The organism is Roseovarius sp. BRH_c41, assembly GCF_000961715.1.
Lineage (GTDB): Bacteria > Pseudomonadota > Alphaproteobacteria > Rhodobacterales > Rhodobacteraceae > Roseovarius.
Genome location: NZ_LADY01000014.1, coordinates 1 through 5779, shown reverse-complemented (window position 1 = coordinate 5779; position 5779 = coordinate 1). Strand labels below are relative to the sequence as shown.

The 5779-nt window shown below is 63.0% G+C and carries 5 protein-coding genes; 3 read left to right on the top strand and 2 right to left on the bottom strand.

Annotated elements, in window-relative coordinates; all coding sequences use genetic code 11:
- On the bottom strand, positions 1-1649 hold a 1649-nt coding region (locus VR71_RS04150; protein WP_045681470.1), incomplete at its 3' end, for a DEAD/DEAH box helicase.
- Between the two features lie 189 nt (positions 1650-1838).
- On the opposite strand from VR71_RS04150, the gene VR71_RS04145 reads away from it, so the two are divergent.
- Entirely contained in the window at positions 1839-2999 is a 1161-nt protein-coding gene (locus VR71_RS04145; RefSeq protein WP_045681467.1) for a M20 aminoacylase family protein, read from the top strand.
- Between the two features lies 1 nt (position 3000).
- Here the strand turns inward: VR71_RS04145 and VR71_RS04140 are convergent, their stop codons facing one another.
- Entirely contained in the window at positions 3001-4401 is a 1401-nt protein-coding gene (locus VR71_RS04140) for a cytochrome P450 (RefSeq protein ID WP_045681465.1), read from the bottom strand.
- A gap of 119 nt (positions 4402-4520) precedes the next feature.
- On the opposite strand from VR71_RS04140, the gene VR71_RS04135 reads away from it, so the two are divergent.
- Both VR71_RS04135 and VR71_RS04130 read left to right on the top strand, forming a co-directional pair.
- Entirely contained in the window at positions 4521-5234 is a 714-nt protein-coding gene (locus tag VR71_RS04135) for a hypothetical protein (RefSeq protein ID WP_045681464.1), read from the top strand.
- 108 nt (positions 5235-5342) lie between these two features.
- Positions 5343-5779, top strand: a 437-nt coding sequence (locus VR71_RS04130; RefSeq protein ID WP_045681462.1) for a GTP-binding protein, incomplete at its 3' end; no start/stop codon positions are given.

Sequence of the window (5779 nt, the reverse complement as noted above, 5' to 3'; positions counted from 1 at the left end):
CGATCCTCACGCGGGGCACGGGGCGCCCGCTCGGGACGGTCCTCCCGCGGGGCGCGCGGGGCAGAGCCGAGATCGGGGGCGCTGTCCAACTGACGGGCGATAATACCCTCATCCAACTGCCCGCCCTCGCCAAGTGCGGCGAGAAAGCCCGGAACAGCGGCCTCGGCCAGTTCGACAAAGGTCTCGGAGGCCTGCACGCGAATGGCCCCAATCGCGGATTTGTCCATATTGCCAGCGCGGCACAAGAGCGGCAGCAACCACCGCGCTTCGGCCCGGTCATTGTTGCCGACCGAGAGCGCAAACCAGCGGCTCGGGCCAAAGGCGGCGCGCTCGCGGGCGGGCGCGGGGCTGCCGGGCGCACTCAGTTCCTCGGGCGCGGACCAGCGCGATTTATAGAGCCGGAGATAGGCGGCGGCGATCACCTCGGGGCTGTGCAGCGCCAGCAATTCGGCGGCAAAGGCGGCCTCGGTCTCAGAGGGGGTTTCGGACCAGACCGGATCGGACAGGAGCCGCTCGCGATCCTTGGCCTCGATATCGTCGGGTGTCGGGGGCGTGGTCCATTCGGCGGTGATCTTGGCGAATTTCAGCAGGCGCTCGGCCTTGTTCGCGGATTTGACCGGGACGATCAGGGCAGAGATGCCCTTGCGCCCGGCACGACCCGTGCGGCCAGAACGATGCAAGAGGCCTTCGGAATTGGTGGGCAGTTCGGCATGCACCACAAGATCGAGATTGGGCAGGTCGATGCCGCGCGCCGCCACATCGGTGGCCACGCAGACCCGTGCCCGCCCGTCGCGCATCGCTTGCAGGGCATGGGTGCGCTCGGCTTGGCTGAGTTCCCCCGAGAGCGACACGACAGCAAAGCCGCGATTGGCCAGACGCGCGGTCAGCCGGGCCACCATCGCGCGGGTATTGGCAAAGACGATGGCGTTCTGCGCATCGTGATACCGCAGGAGGTTGATCACCGCACCCTCGGCGTCATGCGGCACCACGGTCAGCGCCTGATAGGAGATATCGGCATGTTGCTTGGCCCCGGTCAGGGTGGTCACGCGGTGCGCATCGCGCTGGAATTTTTCCGCCAGCTTGGCGATCATCGGCGGCACGGTGGCCGAGAACATCAGCGTGCGACGCTCTGCCGGGGCGGCGGCGAGCATGAATTCGAGATCTTCGCGAAAGCCGAGATCGAGCATTTCGTCGGCCTCGTCGAGCACGATGGCGCGCAGGCTGGTCATGTCGAGCGCGCCACGGTTGATATGGTCACACAGCCGTCCGGGCGTGCCGACGACGATATGCGCGCCACGTTCGAGCGCGCGCCGCTCGTCGCGGGCATCCATGCCCCCCACACAAGACACCAACCGTGCGCCCGCCTCGGCATAGAGCCAGCTCAGCTCGCGCATCACCTGCAACGCCAGTTCGCGCGTGGGCGCCACGATCAGCGCAAGCGGTGCCGCAGCAGGTGGCAAACGCTCGGCACCATCGAGCAAGGTCGGCGCTATCGCCAGACCAAAACCCACGGTCTTGCCTGATCCGGTCTGGGCCGACACCAAAAGGTCAGACCCAGAGAGCGCGGGGTCCGTCACCGCCTCTTGCACAGGCGTCAGGGTTTCATAGCCGCGCGCGGCAAGAGCATTGGAGAGGGCAGGCAGGATCATGGGGGAGGTCGGTTCCGAAAAGGGGTGCGGCTTGCGCGTCAAGCCGCGACGCATACCTCAGACATGCGCTCTTGTATATGGCAAATGCGTCGCTGTGACCGTGCCCCTTGTGGTCGCACTGGCTTTGCGCCACGGTGGAGCAAATCCCGAATTTGCGAACAGGCCGAATTGCCAAGAGGAGTGAGACCGATGCCCGTCAAGAACCGCTTTGCTGAATTGCACAATGATATCACGGACTGGCGCCGCGACATCCACGCCCATCCCGAAATCCTCTACGAGACGCATCGTACCAGCGCGCTTGTCGCGGAAAAGCTCAAGGCCTTTGGCTGCGATCAGGTGGTCACTGGGATCGGGCGCACCGGCGTTGTGGGGGTGATCAAGGGCCGCAGCACGGCCTCAGGGCGGGTGGTCGGCCTGCGCGCAGACATGGATGCTCTGCCGATCCATGAGGCGACCGGTGTTGACTACGCCTCCAAGACCCCCGGTGCGATGCATGCCTGTGGCCATGACGGGCATACCGCCATGCTGCTTGGGGCCGCGCAATATCTGGCGGAGACCCGCAATTTCGATGGCACTGCCGTGGTGATCTTTCAGCCCGCCGAGGAAGGTGGGGCCGGGGGCCGCGAGATGTGCGAGGACGGGATGATGGACCGCTTCGGCATTCAGGAAGTCTATGGCATGCACAACTGGCCGGGCCGCCCGGTGGGCAGTTTTGCCATTCGCCCCGGCGCATTTTTTGCCGCGACCGATCAATTCGACATCGCGCTCACCGGCAAGGGCGGACACGCCGCCAAGCCGCATGAGACCGTGGACACGACCGTCATGGCGGCCCATCTGGTCACAATGCTGCAAACCATTGCCAGCCGTAACGCCGATCCGGTGGATCAGGTGGTGGTCTCGGTCACGTCCTTTCAGACCTCGTCCAACGCGTTCAATGTCATTCCGCAAGGTGTACATCTTCGAGGTACAGTTCGTACAATGAGTACGCAGATGCGCGATCTGGCAGAGGCCCGTATTCGTGCGCTCTGTGAGCATGTGACGGCGGGTTTCGGCGGTCGTGCCGAGGTGAGTTACCATCGAGGTTACCCGGTGATGATCAACCATGAGGAACAGACCGAGTTCGCGGCAAGCGTCGCGGCCAAGGTCAGCGGCGGCTGCGACGAAGCCCCCTTGATCATGGGCGGCGAGGATTTCGCCTTCATGCTCGAAGAGCGACCGGGGGCCTATATCCTTGTGGGCAATGGCGATACGGCGATGGTTCACAGCCCGGATTATAATTTCAACGACGAGACCATTCCGGCGGGCTGTAGCTGGTGGGCGGGGATTGTCGAAGAGAGAATGCCAGCCTGATTCAAACGGTTGCGGGTTTTTGGCCGATCTCGTGAACGGGATCCGCCATCAACCAGACCCCGCCCTGTGGCCGCAGGGTTAGGATCATCACCGGCTCCGGCTCCCGGCCCGGTACGGGCGTGAATCTGAATCGCGAGAGCAGCGTTGCAAGGATGATCACCGCCTCCTGCAGTGCAAAACTCGCGCCGATGCAGATGCGCGGCCCGTCACCAAAGGGCAGATAGGCATAGCGCTCAAGGCTCTTGCGGTCGGCAAAGCGGTCAGGATCGAAGGCATCCGGTTCTGGCCACAAGAGGTGATTGCGGTGCAGCGCATAGATCGGGATGATCACCGTATCCCCCGCACGAATATCGCGCCCGCAGAGCGTATCGGCAACCTGCGCGGTCCGAGAGATGATGCCCGCAGGCGGATAAAGCCGTAACGCCTCGTCGATGATCTGACGGATATAGGGCAGGCGGGCCACGTCCTCGCCTGTCGCGGCGCGCCCCTGTAGCACGGCTTGCGCCTCGGCGCGGGCGCGGTCCTGAACGGTTTGATCAAAGGCGCATAGATAGAGCGACCATCCCAATGTCAGCGCCGTCGTCTCGTGCCCTGCCACGATAAAGGTCAGCAGGTTATCGCGCAATTCCGCCGTGTTCATGCGCCGTTTGGTTTCCGGGTCTTCGCCCTCCAGCAAAAGATCGAGCAGGTCGGGCACGCCCTGTGCGCCCCGCGAACGTCGCGCCTCGACCGCCTGATCCGCCACGCGCTTCATCTCGGCTACAGAGCCGCCTGACATCAACCGGCCTGGACGCGGGACCCAGTCAGGAAATCCAAGAATATCAAAGAGTGAGATCTTGCCCGCCTCGGAAATATAGGCGTCAATCCCGCGGTGCACGGCATCGACGTCAAACATGCCGTCGTCTGAAAAGGTCACATCGGCGATGACCTCAAACGTGGTGCGCACCATCTCGGCGGCCATATCCACAGCGCGTGGACCTGCAGCCGCGATTCGCTCGGCGCTCCGGTCGGCAGCGCCGGTCATGATCGGGGCGAGGTTCATCACATTGCGATGCGAAAAGACCGGGGCCGCCGTGCGCCTTTGCCAGCGCCAATGCGCACCCTCGGCGATAAAGAGAGAGTCGCCGATCGCGGGACGCAAGAGGTTCTTGGTGACGATGGACTTGGGGTAATTGTCTAGACTTTCCAAGAGCATTCGCCGGATTGCACCGGGATCCATCACCATATGCCAGCGTTTGCCCGTGCGCCCCGAGACCATGGGCTGCCGGGTGGCAATTTCCGGGATGATCGACAGGATGTTGCGCCGCGCCGCGCGCAAGCTGGCCAAGACCCCCATCGGTTCAGTCACCAGAGGCACATGCACGGGTGTTCGGGGATGGTTCGTTTTGGACATCGGCGGCATGGGGCACCTCTTGCGGGTCACACCAGACATAGGGCGTGGGATGGCGTCGGGCAAATGATTGCGCAAGGGCGGTGGCTGGGCTATCCCTGCCCGAACTGTCACGTTTCGGGAAGTTTTTGATGATCCGTTTCCTCGCGCTCTTTGGTCTTGCTCTGATGGCGGCGTGTACCAATGCCAATGATCTTGACGAGGCTCCGGCCTATTTGGGCAACTTTCACCTTGGGCATAATGTCGTGGTGGCCCCGAACCTGACCAAGGGTCCGGCCTCACGCGAGGCCTCCAAGGAGGAATGGATCGCGGCGATGACCTTGGCGATGACGGATCGGTTCGGGCGCTATGAAGGCACCAAGCTCTATCATCTTGGGGTGAGTGTCGAAGGCTATGTGCTGGCCATTCCGGGCGTGCCGCTGGTGGCCTCGCCAAAATCGGCGCTGATCCTGAATGTCACCGCATGGGATGACGCAAAGGGCGCCAAGCTCAATGCCAAGCCGCATCTGGTGACGGTGGTCGAGAGCTTTTCGGGCAATACCTTTCTTGGATCTGGCCTGACCCAGAGCAAGGAAAAGCAGCTTGAGAACCTGAGCCGCAACGCGGCCAAGCAGATCCAGAACTGGCTGGTTCAGCAAAACAACGAATTTGGCTGGTTCGAGGATGATGGCGTGCCTGCCAATGACAAACCGCGCCCCGAGGCGCGGCTCGCAGAGGTGCCAACACCGCTCGCAGCGAGCGCGCCCGTACCAAACCAAGCGGCAGTCCCAAGCGCCGCTGAACTAGCCAGCGCCGCCGCTGAGGTGAACGAGGAGCCCGCGGTCGCATCGCCCCCTGCTGAGTAACTCCAGCGCAGAGAGTAAGGCTTGATTTTCCCGGCGCAACCCAATAAACGGCGCGCGATGTAACCCTCGGGCCATGGCGGCCCCCCAACTGACAAGGCGTCCTGAGATATGGCAAAGGAAAAGTTTGCACGTAACAAGCCGCATGTGAACATCGGCACGATTGGTCACGTTGACCACGGCAAGACGACGTTGACGGCGGCGATCACCAAGTATTTTGGCGAATTCCGGGCCTATGACCAGATTGACGGTGCGCCTGAAGAAAAGGCGCGCGGGATCACGATCTCGACCGCGCATGTGGAATACGAGACCGAGGCGCGTCACTACGCCCATGTCGACTGCCCCGGCCACGCCGACTATGTGAAGAACATGATCACCGGTGCCGCGCAGATGGACGGCGCGATCCTGGTTGTGAACGCCGCTGACGGCCCGATGCCGCAGACCCGCGAGCACATCCTGCTCGGTCGTCAGGTCGGCATCCCCTTCATGGTCGTCTACATGAACAAGGTCGATCAGGTCGATGACGAAGAGCTGCTGGAACTGGTGGA